Source organism: Niallia sp. FSL W8-0951 (genome assembly GCF_038006525.1).
In the GTDB taxonomy this organism is placed as follows: domain Bacteria; phylum Bacillota; class Bacilli; order Bacillales; family Cytobacillaceae; genus Niallia; species Niallia circulans.
In genome coordinates this window covers 1,326,036-1,347,722 of record NZ_JBBOVK010000001.1, presented here as the reverse complement: position 1 = coordinate 1,347,722, position 21,687 = coordinate 1,326,036, and the positions used below count along the sequence as shown (strand labels likewise).

Genomic DNA, 21,687 nt, shown 5'->3' with positions numbered 1-21,687 from the left:
GTTAAAATCGATTTTCATCTCGCAATCTTACAGTTTTGCAAGAAAAGTAATTTGCACAGTAGTTCCTTTGTCTTTTTGTGATTGAATTTTTATTTTATGTCCTAATCGGTCAGAAATAAGTTTCACCATATAAAGCCCAATTCCTGTAGCATTTCTGTCGCGTCTTCCACCTTCGCCAGTAAAAAAAGGATCAAATACACGGTTGATATCCTTCTCATCTATACCAATTCCCTCGTCCCTAATTGAAAGAATGACGTAGTCTTCTTCTTCTATTGCTTGAATAACGATTGGTTGGTTTTTCTCTGCAATAGAATACTTAATAGCATTTGATAAAATTTGTTCAATCATATATTGAGCCCATTTTTTATCCGTTAAGATTTCCAATGCATCTGGAATATATACCAGAGGATGAATACCTTTATACCTCATTTCTCTTCTTCTTTCATTCAGCGCTTGATAGACAAGCTCTTTTAATGGCAATTGTTGAGCAATAAAATCACTTGAAAATTCTTCAATTCTAAGTAAATTTAACGCTTCCTCCAAATTCTTTTTTAAAATATCATTTTCATCTTTGATATCTTCCATATATTCATCATTTTCTCTTTCGGAGAGGCTTACTTCACAAGCAAGGTGAATGACGGATACAGAGGTTTTCATATTGTGAATCCATTGAGAAAATAGGGCATTCTTATGGTTCTGTTTCACTTTATTGTCATAGAACTTTCTGTTATATTCCTGATGGACTTCGCGAAGGGTAGTAAAGACAAGTTTGGCTTTGTTATTCATAAAATTAGTGGTATAGTTAGGACTTTTCCGACCATCCTCGATATCGTTTGCAAATTTATGATAATTATAAATTTCGTATCCTAAATAAAGGATGAATAGGACACTACTCAATAGAATCGGATATAAAAACTCTTCAGTGCCTAGTAATAGCACATAGAAAGATACGATTAGGAAAGTATTAATGATGTAAACAAAGATGATTACTTTCTTATCTTGTATCACATTAGTAATCAGTTGAATGAAGGACATAACCTAATCCCCTTTTGGTTGTGATGACATGTTCGAGGCCTAATTCTTTTAACTTATTCTTTATTCTAGAAATATTTACATTAAGTGTATTTTCAGCCACGAACTTGTTATAGTCCGTCAACGCATCAAATAAGTCATCTCTACTGACCAGTTTTCCCGAATTTTGCAACAATAGTTTTATGATTTTATATTCATTCTTTGAAAGTTCTACTGTTTGATTTTCATATTGCAGCTTTAAACTGTCTTCTAACAAAATCAGTTTTCCATCTTCTATTTTGTTTTCATCATCCGAAATATGCTTTGTTCGCCTTAAAATGGCATTTATCTTCGCCAATAAAATTCCTACACTGAAAGGTTTTGTCACATAATCATCCGCACCTAGTTCCATGCCTCTGATTTGTTCACCCTCTTCACTTCGTGCTGATAAGATAATGATAGGCATTGTGTGACTTTTTCTAATTCGTTTCAAATAATAAAAGCCATCAAATGACGGTAAATTGATATCAAGTATAATTAGTTTAGGTTCAATTTGATCAACGGTATCCAAAATACGATCAAAATCTTCAACAGTAAATACTTCGTAGTCGTAAGCAGTCAAATACTTTTTTATATATTTTATCAACTTCAAATCGTCCTCTATTAGAAGTATTCTCATCACTTACCTCCAAGATTATTAATACTGGGTCTAACTCTGTTTTTCTACTGTATGTCTATTCCTAAAATTTCACTATTTAGTAGACTAAGTTTACTAATGCTCACTAAAATATATAACATAATGATTACTTTTTCACCTACCAATGTTCTATCCAGTGCAGCTCTAGTTACATTTATAATTTTACAAATTTATTTACGGCATACCTCTTTCTTTATATAGCTCTACTGCAAAATTCATTCCTGAGTGATTTTTATGATCTTTCTTTAACCAGCCTTTAAACTTACCTTTCTTTCTTAGCCAGATCAATCTCTTCACGTTGGCGCATACGGATAAGATCTAACTCTAATTAGTTAACTCAAGCCGTTACTGTAAGAAGAATTGGCTGTATGGATTATCCTTTGATAAATCTAGCCATGTCTCCTTGATTGATTTTAAGCTTGCCTTTTACTCCGTATTAAATCAATCATTACAAATAAACCTTATGTACTTCGAGTGATTCGAGTTAGGTTGGTAAAATAAATAATGTCACTTTTCTGTAAATCCTCTAACACTTTTTGAAATTGTTCACGATTTTTTGCTGCTCCAAAAACTTTTTCTTCGTATAGAAAATATCCATTGCGATTTCGTTCCATTGCTCAAATTACCTTGATGAATATTGGCTAGTCGAACTGACACGAATATAACCGATTAGTCGCAATACATTACCTCGTTGTTAGTCTTATGAGATACTGTTAACTATGATTTTATCAGTCTACTACACTTGTATCAATAGAGTTAATTAACTGAATAATTACGGAAATGAGATGATAGCGAGAGGCAGAAAATTGCTTACTCAGGAGCAGTGACAGGCTCTTATGCAAATTCTTGAAGATGAATGGATATTGTGAACCTACTACGCTTTTTCCAAACGAGATTTAGAAATCATTAATATGTGAAGAAGAGAAGTTAAACCGTTTGGGTTCTTATCCCGGATGTCCATACACTCTTGATCAAAAGCATCCCAGACTCAGTGTTACATTATACAAGGAAACAAATAGGTGCCACTCTATCTTCGCTCAGCCTTTATCCTCTAAAAAGAAAGACACTTTGGGCTAATTGGTGATTATGAAGAAGAGAATAAAATAACATTTTTAAAATGGAACTTTTCTATCTCATTAATCGTAGATAGATTATAAATAAAAAAGGAGAGAGATTGCCTTGAAAATGACACTCTGGATTATAGTAGGAATTATTATTTTGTTAAGTTTCATGATAGGAATTGGAATTTATATGTTTAAGAAAGAAATCACCAAGAAGGAACCTGAATATATTTTTCAATTTATTAAAGAGAATGCAAAAAGTGAAAGAGTTTCACTTTCAATCAATTATAATAAACAAAAGTGGGTAGAAGTTAATCAAAATAAACAGTTACCTTTAGCAAGCACTGTAAAAATTATTATCGCCATGGAATATGCACGACAAGCAGCACAGGGGAAAATTGATCCGCTACAAGAAGTAAGTTTAGAGGAACTAAACACCTTTTATATTCCTAAAACCGATGGAGGAGCACATGATGCTTGGATTGCTAACCTAAACGATGGTAAAGAGACAAATAAAGTTCATTTAAGTGAAGTAGCTAAGGGAATGATTGCTTATAGCTCAAATGCAAATACCGAATACTTAATTAATGTGCTAGGGCTTCAAAACATCAATACTTTCCTAGAAAACTTAGGTATTTCAAATCATGAACCTTTGTATCCGATAGTAAGTGCATTGTTTATCCCTACCCAGCTAATGAATGAGCAAAAATTATCTAAACAAGAAATGCTAGAAGCAATGAAAAGTATGGATATTTCTGAATATCGTAAAAGAGCGATGGATATACACAATAAATGGCTAAACCACCCACCAACTGCTGAAGAAAAAAAACAAATAGTGAAGAATTTAGACATGGATGTTCAAAGAATATGGTCCAATCGTTTACCACGATCAACTTCAGAGGATTATGTATATATTATGGAAAAACTAAATAACAAAACATATTTTGATAAAGATACATATAAATATCTTGATCCAGTAATGGAACAGTTAATGGAAAATCCAAACAATCGAGAATGGCTTGTTCATGCCGGGCAAAAGGGCGGATCTACAGCGTTTATTATTACAACGGCAATGTATGCTACAGATAAAGACGGTAACCAGACAGAATTGGCCTTTTTTGCAAATGATTTGACTTCATTAGAACAAACAAAACTATCTCGAAATTTGAATGGCTTTAAACTGAAATTTTTAAAAGACGCTGAATTTCGCACACTAATACAAAAAGAATTATCTATACTAGAAAGTCGAATTCCTTAATGTTGATAGGAATTCGACTTTCTAGATGGTAACTTACTGCGTATGATATCCTCATTTAGTTGCAGACCCTATTATGTTCTTGAGATGTTAATTCCCCCTGCCGTTATCCAGATAGGCGCGTTTAGTTGTTTTCTTTAACATATTCTTCAAGAATTTTAGAAATTCCATAGTTAAATTTCTCTCAGATCCAATTTGTTTAAGAGAATCCTTAACCTGAATATATATTTCTAAAAACATTTTGAGAATAATACATAAGATGCATCGATGTTATTGCAGGCACTCTCTTTATCGGATAAAACAAAAACCCATCGCTTAGCAGAAAGGTTAATTCTCCTATGCTATGGGGATGGATAACTCTTATACTTCGTTGACTCAGGGTTGTTTCTCAATCCGATAGCCAAGTGCTTCAATTGCATACTCAATACCTTGTTCTAATGTTGCAAAGGTATGGATATCTTTTAAATCTACACCTGATTGGATAATTTGCACACTTAAATCTGGATTAATTCCTACGAGGACGCATTCTCCGCCAATTAATTCAATTGCCTTAACCAATTCTTGCAGTCGGAAAATAATAAACTGATCGAATTCGCTTATTCCCGTTAAATCAAGAAGTAAATAACTTGCTCGACGTTCGGAAAATTCCTGCAAACCTTTTTGCAGTAAATCTTCAAAACGCTCTTCATTAAATTTCCCGATTAGAGGAATGGCTAGGATGCCCTTCATAACAGGCATGACTGGTGTAGATAAATGCCTGATCAAAGTGGATAGCTCTTTCGTCCGATTCTCAACCATTGTTTCTAATTCTGTAATGTATTTTGTTTCTTTCCCTCTTGCTAGTTCATGGACACTTTGATGGGGAGTATGGTCAGAAACGAATATGTTTAATTCATCATATTCATCTCCCCTCGTTTGACTTTTAGTTAACTCATACCACATCTTCTCTTTAAATAGTCCGCTAAAAACACCTGCCCAATGACTCGGTAATAAAACAGCAGATTGGTTTGGATTTAAAGATTGGAAGATTCGGTGCTCCCATGAATTTTTCAAACGTACCGTTACCGTTTGCTTGTCTTTGTTAAACGCTGTTATCGTTACATTTCCCCAGCCCGCACTGGAATATATTTCACTATATTTCTTGATAATTTCTTCAATGGAAAAGCGATTTTGATAATAATCATTTACTAATAGCCCCATCCGGAAACCAGTTGTCTCAAAAACGGCGTTAGATGCATCAGGACCAGAAATTTCCATGATAGTACTTAAAAATATTTCAAATGCATTATCCCAAAATAAAAGAGCCGGTGCGCCATCAAAATGGAAAACACCGTTTTCGCTATTCCATGAAAATTCACTGGATTCGATCTGAATTTTTTGATTTGATTCTTTTGTCAAACCTCTCCCTCGCTTTCATACATTCGTAAATGTTTCTAATTCTATCTGGTATTAAAACAAAAAAGTACTATGCGGATAATTTTTCGTTTAAAGAAAATAAAAATAAATAAGCTAATTTTAACGCATCGCCGATTTGCATTTCTTTATGGAAGCCATTGATTTTTTCTAACGGGAAATTGACATCCCAAACTCCATCGTTACCATTGAACATTAAATGGAAAGACGTATCATCTCCTGTTAGTTGATTCTCCATAAATGCTCGAATTTCTTTTTCTGTTTTTTTAGGACTCTTTAATCCACATAAAACTTCATAGGTACCAAAAACAGAATCGACTTCTAAGGACATTGAATCGACAGAGACAATGTCAAATGCTTTTGTCTCTACATAGAGATAAATGTCTATATTTCTCTCTAAATAGTCTACAGTATCCTCAAGAATCCTTTCTTGAGCGTTTTCCTGCACAACTTCGTCTGTTTCTTTATTGGCAAGCTCCATATATAAATCAGAAAAGCGCTCAGCTGTCTGTTCCATCACCATATGATCGTCCACAAGGCCAACTTTTCTAACATAATTCATTTCCTCTTCGAAAAGAACTACTTTCCCTCCGTTTTGTGATTTGCACTCTTCTATATACTTATTCATTTCGTTTTTTAACAATGGAATGAACTCCTTTCTCTATACAATTGTTTCTTTTTTATATTTTTGTCTGGTGGAAAAACCACCTTTGGAACTAAGAATTAGGGTAATACGCTTAAAATTCTCCCTTTAAATCCTTAAAAGGACCTTCAAGCAAATCGCATGCCTTCTTTATCTTTTTCCATTTCGTTTTTTAGGTTTCGCCCATTTTTTTGTTGGAGATTGGGTTGAATTTCCCCTATGTTTATTATTTGTTGAAAGTGGCTTACGCTTATTGTCACTCCCCTTTTTTTCTGATGGAGACGAACGAAAATCTTCGCCCTTATTTTTTGTATGGCTTTGTTTTTTGTAAGACTTTTTAGCTGGTTGTGATTCTTCCCTTTTTTTAGTTGAATCTTTCTTTTTGGGTTGCTGTATTTTTTCAATTTTTATATCTAATTGATTCTCTATTGAATCTAACAATGGTCTATCATCAGATGAATAAAAGGTAACCGCATATCCTTCTGTACCAGCTCTTCCTGTTCTGCCGATTCGGTGGACATAAGACTCCGCATCTTGAGGAATATCATAATTATATACATGTGTAATTCCATCAATATCTAAGCCTCTTGCTGCTACATCTGTCGCAATTAACAATTGAAATTTTCCATCGCGAAATGCTTTCATTACTTGCTCTCTTTTTGTCTGCGATAAATCTCCGTGTAATTGGCCACAGCTAAATTTATTTGCAAGTAATACTTCGTATAATTTAGTTACACGACGTTTCGTACGGCAGAAAATGACTGCCATATACGGATTCGCTTCCTTCACTAAGGTCATTAATGTACCTTGCTTGGCACGATCAGTTGTATGTATACTAACTTGCTTAACGGTTTTTGCAGGTCCTTGTTTTGCTTCAACAGTAAAATAGTCGGCATTTTTCGTATATTTCTTCGCAAGCTTTTCGACTTCCTTTGAAATAGTCGCAGAAAATAGCATTGTTTGTCTTGATTCAGGGATACGTCGTATAATATAGCTAATCTCCTCTAAAAAGCCAATATGAAGCATTTGATCTGCTTCATCTAATACAAAATAGGAGATTTTGCTTAAGTCGATTGTTCCTCGTTTTATATGGTCAATTAATCTACCTGGTGTCGCTACGACTATGGAAACGTCTTTTTGTAAGACTTTCAATTGTTTTTCGACATCTTGTCCCCCATATACAGCAAGAACATTTATTGCTTCTTGTTTCATTTTCATGATTTCATTTGTTATTTGAATAGCAAGTTCTCTAGTTGGTGTTAAGATTAGAGTTTGAATATGATTTGCATCGATACTCATTTTTTCTAAAATCGGCAATATAAAAGCAAAAGTCTTTCCTGTACCTGTTTGTGCTTGTGCGATTACATCACTACCTTTAAGGAGCGGTGTAATAACCTTTGCTTGAATAGGGGTTGGCTGTTTTATTCCTTGTTTATGGAGTTTTTCTATGATTGTTGAAGACAATCCAATGTCTGTAAATGATTGCATGGATTTTACCTACTTTCCGTTCAAATATACGAATTCCATTTTCTTATTTTGGCTTTTTCTATCAAAATTATCAAGTGAAATCATCTTCTGCATAATGAAAAAGACTACAAGTAGAGAGGAAGATGCAAACTCTACCTATAGCCTGATACATGTATATTAATAGCGATTTAATTCTTTTATAATTTCTTCTAAAGCATTTTTGCTTTTGTTCTTTTCCATCTTTTCTGTCATACGTTGCTTGTTTTCTTGCATTTGTTTTAAGGTATGAAGAAAATGCTCTTTTGTTAATGATTCCTCTTCTATCATATAGGAGTAACCATTTTCCGTAAAGACCTTCCCATTTAATATTTGATCTCCTCTGCTTTGCTGTTTGGTTAATGGAATAATAAGCATAGGAATTTTTAAGGCAAGAAATTCAAAAATAGAATTAGATCCGCCTCTCGTAATAACGAATTCTGTAACTGCTAGGATATCAGCTAATTCATTATAGACATACTCAAATTGTTTGTATCCATTTATCCCTGCATGCTCTTCTGAAAGATTTCCTTTCCCACATAGATGCACAATTTGATAGGATTGTAATAATGTATCTAAATTATCTCGAACGATTTCATTTATTTTCTTTGCCCCTAAGCTGCCCCCCATAATCGTAAGAATCGGCTTTTGACTAGTAAAACCAAGGAATAGTTTCCCTTTAGAGGCAGATCCAGTTAATATTTCTTTTCGAATTGGAGAACCGATTGCTTTGCTTTTTTCTTTTGGCAGATAATGTAAGGTTTCATCAAAAGATGTAAAAATTTTCGAAGCAAAACGGACAGATAACTTATTAGCTAAACCGGGTGTTAGATCACTCTCATGAAGAATGACAGGGATTTTCAATTGACGGGCTGCGATGACAACAGGTACAGATACAAATCCACCTTTTGAGAAAACAACATTTGGTTTGATTTTCTTTAAAATTTTTCTTGCGTCATAACAGCCTTTCATTACTTTGAATATATCTTTTATATTTTCTTTTGATAAATATCTTCTTAATTTGCCACTCGAAATAGAATAATATGGGATGTCAATCTTTTCGATTAAGTCCTTTTCAATACCCGCTTTACTGCCAATATACGAAATATCCCAGTCCTGTTTATTTAATTCATTTATGATAGCGATATTAGGGGTAACGTGGCCGGCAGATCCCCCGCCTGTAAACACAATTTTCTTCAAAGTAGATTCGACTCCTATTCTTCGTATCGATTTTCACAGCGAAAAAGCCAGAAGTTAGTATAGAGATCCCGGCTTTAACTAGTCTAATATATGATGGTTACACTAATTTCAGAATCTTTTCAATGGCGTATGCAAACCCATCCTCATTATTACTTTTAGTGACGTCACTTGCTCTTTTTTTGATTTCTTCAGGAGCATTTTCCATGGCAAAAGATCTTGTTGATACTTCAAATTGTGTAATATCATTACCTCCATCACCAAAGGAGTAAATCTCATTAAAAGTAAGATTCCGAAGTTTTTCATACCGTCTTATCGCTTTCCCTTTTTGTGCTTCACTTGATGTGATTTCACAGTTGTTAGGAAAAGAAGAGGAAAACGAAATAGTCTCATATTTTCTAAGCACTTCTTTAACGTGATCGATTTTGTCTAGTTGTGTTTCATCGACAACGGCGATTAACTTATAAATTTTTACATCCTTTAAATGCAGGATCGCTTCATAATCTTGTTGATCAAAGAGTGCTTGAATCTCATCCCAAGATTTGCCGCGAAGCATTGGCAATGTTCCTGGAAATCCACCTTGATTCGTATAAACTAGAACTCCTACTTCCAAGTTTTGTAATGCTTTAAGCAAAGTTTGATATAAATCAATGGAAATTTGTGTTTCATATAATAGCTTTCCTGTTTGGTCATACATCATGCTGCCATTTAAACAAAAAATGGGAAGTTCTAATTCTTTTACGCCGTCTACTTTAATAACATCTGCGTATTGACGTCCTGTATTTAAAATTACTTCTATATGTTCATCCTTTAATTTCTGGATAATCGTGCGATTTGCTTCAGATATTTGATGATGGTCATCTAGTAAGGTACCATCTAAATCTATTGATACGCATTTCATTATTCGTTTTTCCCCCTAGTAATTCTAACAATTGTTTTCTTTCAATATTGTAGCATATTTGCATACTGCTTTGTCTTTTCCGTTTATCGTTTCGGTTAGCTATTACTTTTCTTTTCTACGTGTTTCTAATGGTTCTAGGATTGCCTCAATATCTAACCGCTTAGACTCTAAAAATGGTGGAAGGGCAAGAGATTCACCTAAATGTTCTAGATCTTCGTCTGTCGCAAATCCAGGACCATCTGTGGCAATTTCAAACAAGATTCCATTCGGATCTCTAAAATACAGTGATTTAAAATAAAAACGATCTACATATCCTGAGTTTTGAAAGCGAGCATTATTCACCTTTTCAATCCAATAATAAAGTTCTTCCTCATTATCCGCTCGTAAAGCTACATGATGAACGCCACCTCTGCCAAGACGCTGCACTTTCAAATCATTTCGCTCCTCTAGATGAATCTCCGCCCCAGAGCCACCCTCACCTGTTTCGAATACCAGAATAGGTGGTTGATTCTCCATAGTGGATGGATACGAAGTTTTTAAGCGGAATCCAAGTAAATCAGTTAAAACGCTAATAGTTGCTTCTGGACGTCTTACCGTTAATTGTACTGGTCCAAGACCTGTAATCGCAAACTCTGCTGGTATAGAACTCTTTGCCCAAGGTATACCAGCCTTCACCCCATTATCGTTTTCATCAGATACTAAAAAGAACCGTTGTGTTTCAAAATCTCTAAATTCTAATGTTAATCTGCCTGCTCTCTCTAGGATTTCTCCGTGTTTAACATTGTATTCTTCGAACCGTTTTAGCCAAAATTCTAATGCTTTATCACATGGAACACGTAAAGAAGTAGCAGAAATACTGCTTACTCCTTCTCTATTAAGAGCCATATGGGGAATTTCAAAAAATGTTAGTTCTGTTCCTGGTCTGCCTTGCTCATCCCCATAAAATAAATGATAAACAGAGGGGTTATCTTGATTGACTGTTTTCTTTATGAGCCGTAGACCTAAAATATTTGTATAAAAAGAGTGATTTTCTTTTGCTTTTGCCGTCATCGCAGAAACGTGATGAATTCCTTTTAAATTCATTTGCGGTTTGCTCCTTCTAAATTATGTATAATGAAAAGGATTTAATTTTATTTTAACTGGATTGATATCTGCATACCAAAAAAGGGCATCTGTACCATATTTGTTTCCTGACATGATAGTATAATAAAGATGCCCTGTTCATTAAATTATATTTCTAAATCAAGTTGTACAGGACAATGATCGCTTCCCATTATATCACAATGAATAGTTACATCTTGGATTCGCTCCTTTAATAGGTTAGAAACGATAAAATAGTCAATACGCCAGCCAATATTTCTTTCTCTTACTTTCGCCATATAACTCCACCATGTGTAGACATCTGTTCGCTCTGGGTATAGATATCGAAAGCTATCAACAAACCCTAATTCAAGTAAGCTTGTCATTTCGTTTCTTTCTTCTGACGTGAATCCCGAGTTTCCAATATTCGGCTTCGGATTTTTCAAATCTATCTCTTGGTGAGCCACATTTAAATCCCCACAATAAATAACAGGTTTAATACCTTCTAATGATAATATATAGTTCTTTAGTTGTTTTTCCCATTCAACACGATAAGATAATCTGCTTAAATCTCGCTTTGAATTAGGGGTATATACATTCAGTAGGAAGAAGTCTTTAAATTCCAAGGTAATGGCTCTTCCTTCCACTTCCTCAAAGTCTTCCCCAATGCCATATTGAACAGAAAGGGGCTTTTTCTTTGTAAAAACGGCTGTTCCTGAATAGCCCTTTCTTTCTGCATAATTCCAAAACTGATGATAGCCTTCTAATTCAAGTTTAATTTGTCCTTCTTGTAACTTTGTCTCTTGAAGACAAAAGATATCTGCATCTATTTGCTGGAAAAAATCAAGAAAGCCTTTTTTAACACAAGCTCTTATTCCATTAACATTCCAAGTTACTAATTTCATGTAATTTACTCCTAACTATATCAATCTTCTAATTATTAAGGGTATCATGAAATAGCTATTCATTAAAGGATTATATCTTGGCAGAAAATGACGCTGTAGACCATCTCAAAATGTTAGAGAAAAATAAAAAGACAAATCGATTTTTCCTAATCATCTATAAATAGGAATGGAAAAATAATGATTTGTCTATTTTTAGTTTACATAACTTTATTATGATAAATTAAATTTCTTTTACTAAATTCTCTGTACTATACTGATAAAGAAGTTCCCTAATTCCCTGCCTTATTTCAGCCCCATACATTGGCATACCATGTCCTGTATATAAAGTCTGCGGTTCTAGCGCTAATAGCTTTTCTATTGATTGGAAGCTAGTATTTATATCTGGTGTAAAGTATGCTGGTGGGCCATGAATCTTTTTTTTCTGAGTTAAAACGGCAAATAATGACTCTTGTTTTACTGTAATCAGTGCATCCCCTGCTAGAAGCAGCCGATCTTTTTCTCTAAATAAGGAAATATGTCCTTCCGTGTGTCCTGGCGTATGAATCCATTTCCAATCATCTAAATATGGTAAGGAACTAGTACTTGAAATAGGCCTGATACTGGAATGAAAATCAATGCCATCTCGCGGGTAAAATGGTGAAAGAAAGGACATCATCCCTTTTTCCCTTAATGGTGTAGGTGGAGGATATTTCTTCTTGCTTTCTAAATAGGGAATTTCTTTTTCATGTATATATACAGGAACATTCCATTTCTTAACGAGTGTTTGTAATGCGCCGATATGATCAAAATGAGCATGAGTTAGAATGATTGCTAATGGTTTCTTTCCCTTGAAAAGTTGATTTGTATTTTTCAAAATAAATGGCGCAGAATAAGGAACGCCTGTATCGATAAGTACCCACTCATCCTTCCTAGCTCCTAATCCAGCTATATATGCTATATTTGCAATTGCTGTACGATAGCCAAAAACATTTTCTGCAATTTTCATTTTTGTGCCTCCACTTTTTCTTTTAGTATGACCAATTCAATAAAAGAAACACCTTATTGAGATTATTTTTCCCTTTACTAGAAGTGCAAATATTGTACTTGAAAGAAAATATTTGATAATTAAAAGGAAAAGGTGTACGATACAGTTAATTAAATAGTTATGATTACACATTATGTGTGATCGCCTTCGGGGTCGGGTGAAATTCCCAACCGGCGGTGATGAGTGGACGTAAAACTCTAAGCCCGTGACCCGTTTTATAAGAGTTAAATTTATAAAACGGTGGATTTGGTGAGAAACCAAAGCCGACAGTAAAGTCTGGATGGGAGAAGGCAAATAACAATAAACAAAATGGTATGATTGATAGAATCAAAAGAATGAATGACTCACCTTTCTTTTTCTGTTTTTCTATAGATATATTTTGTTGTATTTGAGGTGCTGTAATAAGGGTATTCACAGCTGAAGTAATTTCTTCTAAATATACTGAATCTTAGATGGATCTTTTTTCGAAAAGAATGGTGAATTGTCCATTGACAGCGTTATTTACAAACAACAATCTATAAAAAACAGCTATTCTATCGTCCACCACGTTTATTTAAGTATGTATTTGACCCCGTATATGTTTATTATACGGGGTTTTATTTTGTATTTTTTATGGATTTTAAGAGTATTTTTTTGTCACCATAAAAATGATTGACCCCTTGCTATTTAAGAGCTATAAATACAATCTGCAGAAAGGAGGAATTTCCATTGTTTACTGGATTAGTCGAAGAATTAGGCGTTGTAAAGCATAGTAAAAAGACGGGGCACACTATTTCTATAACGATTCAAGCAGAACAGATTCTCGAGGATATGAAAATTGGTGACAGCATTGCCGTAAATGGGGTTTGTCTAACAGTTACTGCCTTCCGTGATTGTTTGTTTACAGTCGATGTTATGCCAAACACGTTTAACGATACGACTTTAAGGCTTCTAAATAGTGGCACAATTGTTAATTTAGAACGAGCAATGGCTGCAAATGGAAGGTTTGGCGGGCACTTTGTGTCTGGGCATGTTGATTGTACGGGCATGATTATATCAACAAAAAAAATAGAAAATAGTACATTAGTTGAAATTCAGATACCAGAGGATCAAACATACCTCGTAATGGATAAAGGATCTATTACCATTGATGGAACGAGTTTAACGATTTTCCAAACGACTCCAACCTCTATTTTTGTATCACTCATCCCGCATACTTCCAAGGTAAGCGTGATTGGGAATAAACGAAAAGGTGAACTAGTGAATATCGAATTTGATCTTTTAGCTAAGTATTTTTATTCCTTTATGAATAGAGACAAAGATCCAGGTATAAAAAAAGACTCACCATTAACTGTTTCATTTTTAAGGGAAAATGGTTTTTAATCATAAATTTATTAACGAAAGGAAGAAAACGATGTTTGATTCCATAGAAGATGCATTAAACGATTTAAAAAAAGGCAAAGTGGTGATTGTTTGCGATGACGAAGATCGTGAAAATGAAGGAGATTTTATCGGCTTGGCAGATCATGTTACACCAGAAATGATCAATTTCATGGCAAAAGAGGGTCGCGGTCTAATCTGTGTCCCTATTCAACAAGCTTTAGCAGATAGACTACACCTCCCTCCTATGGTTACTAATAGTACTGATCCGAGAAGCACTGCCTTTACAATCAGTATCGACCATAAAGAGACAACAACAGGAATCAGTGCATATGAACGAGCTTTTACTATAAGCAAAATGGTCGATTCAGACGCTAAAGCTGATGACTTTACAAGACCTGGTCACATCTTTCCTCTCATCGCAAAGGATGGCGGTGTGCTAAATCGCAATGGACATACGGAAGCTGCTGTTGACTTAGCGATACTAGCAGGTGCTAATCCAGCTGGAGTGATTGTGGAAGTATTAAAGGAAGACGGAACAATGGCAAGAGTGAATGATTTAAAACAAATCGCTGAAGAATTTGCTTTGAAAATGATTACGATTCAAGATTTAATTCAATACCGACAAAATTTATTACAAAAGGTGGAATAAAGAATGAAACTAGTATTTGAAGGAAATTTAATTGGAACTGATTTAAAAATCGGGATTGTTGTATCCCGTTTTAATGAATTTATTACAACAAGACTCTTATCTGGAGCAGAAGATGCATTAAATCGACATGGCGTAAACGAGGATAATATTTCTGTTATGTGGGTGCCTGGTGTATATGAAATTCCCTTAGCAGCCAAAAAAATGGCCGCGTCTGGTAATTATGATGCTATTATTACATTAGGTACTGTTATTCGAGGTGCAACACCTCATTTTGACTACGTAAGCAATGAAGTAGCAAAAGGAGTAGCAAACGTTTCGTTAAGTACAGAAATACCTGTTATCTTTGGAGTTCTTACAACAGAAAACATCGAGCAAGCAATTGAACGAGCAGGTACAAAAGCTGGAAATAAAGGCTGGGAAGCTGCCGTTAATGCAATTGAAATGGGAAATTTATATAATCAATTAACTCAAGCTTAAAAAATACCAAAAAGAGGCTGGGACAAAACCCTCCTCTAAGACGAAAAAAACGGTGAAATTTTACGACAAGTAAAATTTCACCGTTTTGCTTATTTACAATAAAAAATAAGGACAACTTCTGATAAAATTAAGTTACCACACAAAATCTAATCAGAAAGAAGTGTCCTTATGTTTAAAGATTATACCATGAATCAAATCGTTTTACCTTTAGATTTAGAAGTAAAGTTACAAAATAATGATATTGCCTTCCATGTCCATCATTTAGTGGAAAGTATCCCTCAAGAAGCGTTTGAACCATTTCTTCGAAATGAAGGTTGTCCTGCCTATCATCCACGCATGATGCTTAAAATTATTCTATGTGCCTACACTCAATCTGTCTTTTCGGGGCGTAAAATGGAGGCCCTATTAAAAGACAGTATCCGTATGATGTGGTTAGCTCAAGGGTATGAACCAAGCTATCGTACAATTAACCGATTTCGTGTTCAACCAGAAGTAAAAGATTTAATCCGTCAATGTTTTATCCAATTTCGCTGCCAATTGATTAAAGAAAAACTGATCGATCAAGAAGCGATATTTATCGATGGTACAAAGATTGAAGCGAATGCGAATAAATTTACGTTTGTCTGGAAGAAAGCGATTGAGAAATTTCATCAGAGTTTAATCGATAAGTCAAACCAGTTGTACAATGAGTTGCTTGAGAACGAAATCATCCCCCAAATTGAACGGGAAAGTGATGAACAGTTATCATTTGGAGAGCTCACTCAAATGGTTCAAAAAGTAGAAGAAGTAGTGACCGAATATGATAAACAAATTGAAGCATCTTCAGACGTTACTGAACGAAAAGCCTTACGAAGTGAACGAAAATACCCGAAACAAGTGCGTAAACAGTTGATTGATTTTGTCTTGAGAAAACGGAAGTACCAACAGGATCTTAAAATCTTTGGACCACGTAATAGCTATTCTAAAACAGATCTAGATGCGACATTTATGCGAATGAAAGATGATTATATGAAAAACGGGCAATTGAAAGCTGGTTACAATGTACAAATCGCAACTGAAGGTCAATATGCGCTTGCTTATAGTTTATTTCCAAACCCAACAGATACACGTACGTTAATTCCATTTTTAGATGAGATAGAGCAACATTATTTCGAGTTACCGAAACATATTGTTGCAGATGCAGGTTATGGTAGTGAACAAAACTTTAGTGATATTCTCTCAAACAGAAACCGAGAAGCACTGATAACATATAACATGTTTTTGAAGGAACAAAAGAAAAAGTACAAACAAAATACATTTAATCCTGATAACTGGGAATATGATCAAGAAACCGATACATATATATGCCCTAATCAGAAACGTTTAGAATTTCAATATCATTCTGTCCGAACGGACGCTACAGGTTTCCAAAGGAGTTTCAAAATCTACGAGTGCGAAGACTGTTCAGGATGCCCATTCCGCTCATCATGTACCAAGGCAAAAGAAGGAAACAATCGAAAACTAATGGTGAACAAAAAATGGGAACAGCAAAAAGAATATGTGAGAGCGAAGCTTTCAGAAGAGAAAACGAGTGCCATCTATCGAAAACGCAAAACCGATGTGGAACCAGTTTTTGGATTCTTGAAGGCTAATTTGCGTTTCACTCGATTTTCTGTACGAGGAAAATCGAAGGTGGAAAACGAAATGGGTCTTGCGTTAATGGCAGTGAATTTAAGAAAAATCACTGCCATTAACTAAGATAATAGAAGAATTAACATGAAAAAATAGAGAAAGGTGAATTTGAGTCCCCTCAAATTCACCTTTCTCTTTATTAGAGGCTAGTTATGTCCCAGCCTCTCTTTAGCAATACTATATCGGTAAATAAGTAAGCAGGATCCCCCCTAATGTACCCGTCATAACAACAATCCATGGCGGCAGTTTCCAATAAACTAACATCGAAAATAAAATGGCTGCAAAAGCAAAATCACTCGCATCTGAGATACTGCTTGTCCAAAGAGGCTGGTAAAAAGCTGAAATTAGAATACCAACAACCGCAGCATTTACCCCCATTAAGGCCCCTTGAATTTTTGGATTTTTTCTGATGAAATTCCAGAATGGCAGTGTTCCTACAATTAATAAAAAGGCTGGCAAGAAGATAGCGAATGTCGCAAGTAGTCCCCCTGCCCACCCATTTAAGACGGTTCCGATATAGGCAGCAAATGTAAACAATGGACCAGGAACTGCCTGGGTTGCACCATATCCAGCAAGGAATGCTTCTTCACTCAACCATCCACCTGGGACAAATTCACGCTCTAAAAGTGGCAATACTACATGTCCTCCTCCAAACACTAAAGAGCCAGATCGATAAAAACTATCAAACATAACAATCCATTGGTATGAAAATATCTCGCGAATTATCGGTAAAAGAAACAGAAGGGAAAAAAATAAGATCAAAGAAATACATGCTAGTTGTCTTGAAATCGGAAAAGAAATATCTCTATGTTTTTGTTGTCTTGCTTGCTGCCTATAAAGAAAATAACTAATGATAGCTGATAAAATAATTACTCCTACCTGAGAAAAAACGCTTTGCCATAAGAGAGTAAGCACTAGTGCAAAAAGTGCAATCGTCTTTCTTTTTAGATCTGGAGTTAAGTTCTTTGCCATACCTAGTATCGCATGGGCCACAATGGCAGCAGCAACTATTTTTAGCCCATGTATCCAACCTGCATTCCCTATGTCTAATCCCTTTAGTATACTAGCAAAGATCATCAGAGCAATTACAGAAGGAAATGTAAATCCTAAAAAAGAAATAATCCCACCGAGGAGTCCTCCCCGTAAAATTCCTATCCCTATCCCCACCTGACTGCTTGCCGGACCAGGCATGAATTGACAAAGGGCTACTAAATCAGCATAGCTTTTCTCATCCATCCATTTCCTTCGACTTACATACTCATCGTAAAAATAGCCTAAATGTGCAATGGGTCCACCAAATGATGTCAATCCTAGCTTTATAGAAATAAGGAAAATTTCTAAAAAATTTGTCCTATGCTTCGATTGTTGTCCTTTTTTCAATGATAAACCTCCCAATTAATTAGTAACCTTTATCATAAAGGACGAAGCTTATTTAACCAAGGATGGAAAAGAAAAATTTACATAAAATTTAGAAAAGCATTAAATGATTAAAAGAATGCTCCTTTATCACTTAACGCTTTAGTTAACATAATGAAATTATTGTAAATCCTCAATGGCTTTACTAACTGCAATTGTCAATTCTTCTGCGATTTCTTCTAGCTTTGGCTCCATAAGATTATTTGTTATAGTAGGAAAAGTACCTGTTGAATTAATTTCTAAATAGCCTGTCATTTTCGTATAATTGGCATCCTTTACCTCTACCATAAAATAGCCATTTCCTGTAAAATGATCATTAATTCCTTCTAAGTCAAAGGTAACCTTTGTAGGTTCTTTCCACTCTAATATCGTTACTTTCATTTCTACTTTTTTCTTAAAAAGCCCCATATCAATTTTAAATTCCCAAGTTGATACTGTATCGTTGATGATTTCATGGTTCACATATCCTGGTACTAATGGTGCCCAGTTGTTCATGGAGCGAACAAAATCCCAAACTTTTTTTGCATTTGCATGGACGATAATTGAATGCTTTTTACTTGGCATCAAAAACACTTCCCTTATCTTTCATTGACAGACTTATTCTTGCTTTTATCGTCTTCCTTTTCCGTTCTAGCAAATATAAGAGGTTGTTTTTTACTATAACATCATGGATATATATATGCTGTCAATTGACCGATTATGAATCAGAATGCCAATCAGTTAACATAATAAAATTATGATAAACTCAAATGTATTCTGAAATTTCTAAGTCCATTGCTTTTTCTTTTTGCGAATCAGATACATGCGTATATTTCTGCGTTGTATTTAAATTAGTATGACCGAGCAGCTCTTGTACTGTTCGGATATCTCGTCCATCTCTAACTAAATGTGTCGCAAAACTATGTCGTAATTTATGACTAGAAATCCCTTTTTCTTTCCATTTTAATTCAGGATATTCTTTTCCCATTTGATCAATGATCCGCTCCGTTATTTCTTGAATACGTCTTCTGGAAATTCGCTTCCCTCTCCTTGAAATAAAGAGTGCATCTTCCTGTCCTTTCATGGGGAAAATCCTGTTTTCTTCTATATATAATTGTAATTCTTCCATTAACTTTTTCGGTAACGGAATATAGCGTGTTTTATTTCCCTTTCCCAGTACGTGAATTCCCCTGTTTTGATTAATGGACGACAGATTAAGAGAGTGTATTTCCATTACCCGTAATCCTGCAAACGCCATGAGTCCAAGGATGACTTTGTTCCGTCTTTGATGCTGCTTTTGGGATACCTTGCCAATCATCTCAAAAAATGATTTTAATTCGTCTTTTTCCAAGTAACTGGGTAGTTTTCCTTTTTGTTCTTTTGCGCTCTCCAAATCAAGGGCGGGATTTTTTTGGACAAGCTCATAATCTACTAAACATTTATAAAAAGAACGAATGGCAGTTAATCTTCTATTTCTCGAACTAGCAGAATTTGCGCGCTTAGTTTTTAGTTCGTTCATAAAAAGGGTAATCTGCAATTTTTTTACTGAAGTTAAGTCCATATATGCTTCTTTTTTCCGTGTAATAAATTCAAGGAATAAATAGATGTCCCGTAAATAATTTTCGATCGTAAATATACTGTAATCCTTATTATCCATTTCTGTTCGAAAAAGCGTTAACTCTTCTTCATACCAAGAAAGTAATGTCTCTTTTGCGATCATATGTATTGCCACCTAATCTATATAGTAATAATTCTAGTATACAATATTTCTTAAAAAACCGCACATAAGAGATATTATGCGCGGTAATGTTGAGAACTTAGTTAGAAGACATTTAAAACATGAATTACAGGTATTTGTTTAGATGCAAAATGCTAAATAAAAAAAGAACAGTACCTCTAAGTGTACTTGTTCTTCCTTTTCATTATAATTAAAATTCTCGCTTACTATAAAAGCTCAGAGAAATAAAATATGATATCACAAGAAGAATGATAAGTGGAATTAGCAGGATTAATCCCAGTTCTGCTTTTGATAATGTTGATAAACGAATCATCGTTTCTTGGATAAATTGATTATCTAGTTTTGCAAAATACTTCATTATACCAGTTGTTCCAAATACTATTACGAAAAGAAGAATAAAGTTAGCCATTTTGGCTTTTAAATAGCCAAATTTAAAAATCATAGGCAAAGAAATGGAAAAACATATAGTTACCATTATTGCTCCCCCTATGAGAATGATATAACTAAAAGGAACATCCAATGGAATGTGAAATAGTTTCACAAGAACATGGATGAGATAAAAGCCAATTGCTGCAAAAGCTGCATAAACATAGATGGACACATATTTTGATAATACAATGGTAGATAGTTTTATCGGAAGACTAATAAGAACTTTATCGCTGTTATTTTTATCTTCTAATGCACTAGCTCCTAGAAGGAGTTGATAAGTAATTGCTAGTATTCCAACCATTAATCCAACTTCTCCAAGACTGGAAAGAGAAACAGAAAAGAAACAGATTAATAATAGTGATAATGCTATTGATCTTTTTTGGATAAGAATGTCTTTTTTAATTAGATGATACATGCCCACCGCTCCTTCTTGTGTAAAACACCATAATATCTTCTAAAGTTGGCTTTTCATAGAAATAAGAAGTTCCAAATTGCTTTCTTACTTCTTCTTTGTTTTTACATAATGCTTCAAAACCAAAATCATTACTCTTTAAACTGATTAAATTTTTATTATGGATAATCTGTGTGCTATCTTTTCCTTTAACCATGGTATATTCTTCTAAAAGCTCATCCTTCGTTTTACTTAAAATGATTTGTCCATTATTAATTAATGTAATATAATCGGCAATTTTATCTAAGTCGGATGTTATGTGAGTTGAAAAAAAGATTGCCTTGTTTTCGTCTTGTATTAATGTTTGCAGTACATCTAACAATTCAGTCCGAACTAGTGGATCTAAACCAGAAGTTGGTTCATCCATAATTAAGAGTTCAGCTTGATGAGAAAGAGCGATGGCTAATGAGAATTTCATTTTCATCCCTTTTGACAGCTCGTTGATTTTTTTATCCATAGGTAGTGAAAAATCTTTTACATATTTATTGAATGTACTTTCTTCCCATTGAGAATAAAATGGGCGGATGATATTCTTCATTTCTTTTATTGTTAACTCTTCATAAAAGTGATTGTCATCATAAACAAAGCCAATTCTCTCTTTAATTTTCATACTATGTTTTTCATTGTCTAAACCAAAGACTTTTATCATGCCGCTATCTTTTTTGATTAAATTCATGATTAGTTTGATTGTTGTGCTTTTTCCAGCCCCATTTGGACCAATAAACCCCATTATAAATCCTTTTTTTAAGGTAATATTAATCGTATCTAAAGAAAAACCTTGTCGGTTCTTGGATACATTGATAAGTTCTAATGTGTTTTCCACTG

19 protein-coding genes, 3 pseudogenes and 1 riboswitch are annotated in these 21,687 nt (G+C 34.4%); of the genes and pseudogenes, 6 read left to right on the top strand and 16 right to left on the bottom strand.

Translation table 11 applies throughout. The annotated features are described in order from the left end of the window. Window positions 1-27: 27 nt before the first annotated feature. The 3 genes and pseudogenes from NSS71_RS06340 to NSS71_RS06330 all read right to left on the bottom strand — a co-directional run. A complete protein-coding gene (locus tag NSS71_RS06340; RefSeq protein WP_047943466.1) occupies window positions 28-1,035 on the bottom strand; it encodes a sensor histidine kinase in 1,008 nt (335 codons plus the stop codon). Further along, complete coding sequence (locus NSS71_RS06335; RefSeq protein WP_047943465.1) at window positions 1,010-1,690, bottom strand: response regulator transcription factor; 681 nt, start codon at window positions 1,688-1,690, stop codon at window positions 1,010-1,012. The genes NSS71_RS06340 and NSS71_RS06335 overlap by 26 nt, the downstream gene beginning before the upstream one ends. 140 nt (window positions 1,691-1,830) lie before the next feature. Beyond that, window positions 1,831-2,387, bottom strand: a pseudogene (locus NSS71_RS06330) (recombinase family protein); the annotation flags it as partial. Between the two features lie 157 nt (window positions 2,388-2,544). On the opposite strand from NSS71_RS06330, the pseudogene NSS71_RS06325 reads away from it, so the two are divergent. Both NSS71_RS06325 and NSS71_RS06320 read left to right on the top strand, forming a co-directional pair. Beyond that, a pseudogene (locus NSS71_RS06325) lies at window positions 2,545-2,780 on the top strand (hypothetical protein); the annotation flags it as partial. A gap of 113 nt (window positions 2,781-2,893) precedes the next feature. Next, on the top strand, window positions 2,894-4,027 hold the full coding sequence (locus NSS71_RS06320) for a serine hydrolase (RefSeq protein WP_309325199.1): 1,134 nt from the start codon (window positions 2,894-2,896) through the stop codon (window positions 4,025-4,027). Window positions 4,028-4,399: 372 nt separating this feature from the next. Here NSS71_RS06320 and NSS71_RS06315 read toward each other — a convergent pair whose 3' ends face one another. The 8 genes from NSS71_RS06315 to NSS71_RS06280 all read right to left on the bottom strand — a co-directional run bounded on the left by NSS71_RS06315 (window position 4,400) and on the right by NSS71_RS06280 (window position 12,651). Next, window positions 4,400-5,422 (bottom strand): STAS domain-containing protein, encoded by a 1,023-nt coding sequence (locus NSS71_RS06315; protein ID WP_053215738.1) that lies wholly within the window; start codon window positions 5,420-5,422, stop codon window positions 4,400-4,402. Between the two features lie 67 nt (window positions 5,423-5,489). Further along, the gene (locus NSS71_RS06310) at window positions 5,490-6,080 is read right to left on the bottom strand and encodes a hypothetical protein (protein ID WP_061798799.1); all 591 of its coding nucleotides are present in this window, start codon (window positions 6,078-6,080) and stop codon (window positions 5,490-5,492) included. Window positions 6,081-6,230: 150 nt separating this feature from the next. Then, a complete protein-coding gene (locus NSS71_RS06305) occupies window positions 6,231-7,568 on the bottom strand; it encodes a DEAD/DEAH box helicase (protein ID WP_061798801.1) in 1,338 nt (445 codons plus the stop codon). Window positions 7,569-7,724: 156 nt separating this feature from the next. Continuing rightward, a complete protein-coding gene (locus NSS71_RS06300; protein ID WP_061798803.1) occupies window positions 7,725-8,783 on the bottom strand; it encodes an undecaprenyldiphospho-muramoylpentapeptide beta-N-acetylglucosaminyltransferase in 1,059 nt (352 codons plus the stop codon). Window positions 8,784-8,880: 97 nt separating this feature from the next. Next, window positions 8,881-9,681 carry a Cof-type HAD-IIB family hydrolase gene (locus NSS71_RS06295; protein WP_047943460.1) on the bottom strand — a complete coding sequence of 267 codons (801 nt, stop codon included), beginning with the start codon at window positions 9,679-9,681 and terminating at the stop codon, window positions 8,881-8,883. Window positions 9,682-9,783: 102 nt separating this feature from the next. Further along, on the bottom strand, window positions 9,784-10,764 hold the full coding sequence (locus tag NSS71_RS06290) for a ring-cleaving dioxygenase (RefSeq protein WP_061798805.1): 981 nt from the start codon (window positions 10,762-10,764) through the stop codon (window positions 9,784-9,786). A 146-nt stretch (window positions 10,765-10,910) separates the two neighbouring features. Continuing rightward, window positions 10,911-11,666 carry an exodeoxyribonuclease III gene (locus NSS71_RS06285; RefSeq protein ID WP_061798807.1) on the bottom strand — a complete coding sequence of 252 codons (756 nt, stop codon included), beginning with the start codon at window positions 11,664-11,666 and terminating at the stop codon, window positions 10,911-10,913. 220 nt (window positions 11,667-11,886) lie between these two features. Beyond that, complete coding sequence (locus tag NSS71_RS06280) at window positions 11,887-12,651, bottom strand: MBL fold metallo-hydrolase (RefSeq protein ID WP_061798812.1); 765 nt, start codon at window positions 12,649-12,651, stop codon at window positions 11,887-11,889. Window positions 12,652-12,829: 178 nt separating this feature from the next. Then, window positions 12,830-12,986: riboswitch (FMN riboswitch) on the top strand. Window positions 12,987-13,398: 412 nt separating this feature from the next. Between NSS71_RS06280 and ribE the strand changes: the two genes are divergently transcribed. The 4 genes and pseudogenes from ribE (at window position 13,399) to NSS71_RS06260 (ending at window position 16,915) form a co-directional block, all read left to right on the top strand. Next, window positions 13,399-14,052: a riboflavin synthase gene (gene ribE / locus NSS71_RS06275; protein ID WP_144546164.1), complete on the top strand. Its 654-nt coding sequence runs from the start codon at window positions 13,399-13,401 to the stop codon at window positions 14,050-14,052. 31 nt (window positions 14,053-14,083) lie between these two features. Further along, window positions 14,084-14,674, top strand: a pseudogene (ribB, locus tag NSS71_RS06270) (3,4-dihydroxy-2-butanone-4-phosphate synthase); the annotation flags it as partial. Window positions 14,675-14,704: 30 nt separating this feature from the next. Continuing rightward, complete coding sequence (gene ribH, locus NSS71_RS06265) at window positions 14,705-15,178, top strand: 6,7-dimethyl-8-ribityllumazine synthase (RefSeq protein ID WP_336045176.1); 474 nt, start codon at window positions 14,705-14,707, stop codon at window positions 15,176-15,178. A gap of 168 nt (window positions 15,179-15,346) precedes the next feature. Further along, complete coding sequence (locus NSS71_RS06260; protein ID WP_328283674.1) at window positions 15,347-16,915, top strand: IS1182 family transposase; 1,569 nt, start codon at window positions 15,347-15,349, stop codon at window positions 16,913-16,915. Between the two features lie 111 nt (window positions 16,916-17,026). On the opposite strand, the gene chrA is transcribed toward NSS71_RS06260, so the two are convergent. From chrA to NSS71_RS06235, 5 genes are all read right to left on the bottom strand, one after another. Then, window positions 17,027-18,229: a chromate efflux transporter gene (chrA, locus tag NSS71_RS06255; RefSeq protein WP_341151367.1), complete on the bottom strand. Its 1,203-nt coding sequence runs from the start codon at window positions 18,227-18,229 to the stop codon at window positions 17,027-17,029. Between the two features lie 156 nt (window positions 18,230-18,385). Then, window positions 18,386-18,829, bottom strand: a complete 444-nt coding sequence (locus tag NSS71_RS06250; protein WP_061798821.1) for a CoxG family protein — start codon at window positions 18,827-18,829, stop codon at window positions 18,386-18,388. Between the two features lie 181 nt (window positions 18,830-19,010). After that, window positions 19,011-19,964: a tyrosine-type recombinase/integrase gene (locus tag NSS71_RS06245; protein ID WP_047943452.1), complete on the bottom strand. Its 954-nt coding sequence runs from the start codon at window positions 19,962-19,964 to the stop codon at window positions 19,011-19,013. A gap of 208 nt (window positions 19,965-20,172) precedes the next feature. Continuing rightward, window positions 20,173-20,826, bottom strand: coding sequence for an ABC-2 transporter permease (locus tag NSS71_RS06240; protein WP_047943451.1), 654 nt, complete (start codon window positions 20,824-20,826; stop codon window positions 20,173-20,175). Continuing rightward, on the bottom strand, window positions 20,810-21,685 hold the full coding sequence (locus NSS71_RS06235; RefSeq protein WP_047943450.1) for an ABC transporter ATP-binding protein: 876 nt from the start codon (window positions 21,683-21,685) through the stop codon (window positions 20,810-20,812). The genes NSS71_RS06240 and NSS71_RS06235 overlap by 17 nt, the downstream gene beginning before the upstream one ends. Window positions 21,686-21,687 lie beyond the last annotated feature (2 nt).